Consider the following 277-nt stretch of genomic DNA (forward strand, 5'->3'; position numbering starts at 1 on the left):
TGCTGCAGATCGACCAGCTGGGCGGCGTCGCGGCGGCAGAGCCGAAAGGCATGCTGTCCAGCCCGATGAGCCCGCGCTTGTCCGAGTCGGTGCTGCGGTTCCTCGAGGCGATGAGCCGCCCGATGGAAGCGCGGATCCTCGGCCCGTCGCTGGTGCGCGAGATCTACTTCCAGATCCTGACCGGCGACCAGGGCCCGTCGATGCGCGCGGCCCTCTCCATGCAGGGGCATTTCGGCAAGGTGACGCGGGCGCTGCGGCGCATCCACGCGGCCTACCC

The 277-nt window shown here is 70.4% G+C and carries 1 protein-coding gene; it reads left to right on the plus strand.

All coding sequences use genetic code 11. The features are described from left to right. Positions 1–277, plus strand: a 277-nt coding sequence (locus N826_RS39455) for an AraC family transcriptional regulator N-terminal domain-containing protein (RefSeq protein WP_044438176.1), incomplete at both ends; no start/stop codon positions are given.

Source organism: Skermanella aerolata KACC 11604, assembly GCF_000936425.1.
Classification (GTDB): domain Bacteria; phylum Pseudomonadota; class Alphaproteobacteria; order Azospirillales; family Azospirillaceae; genus Skermanella; species Skermanella aerolata.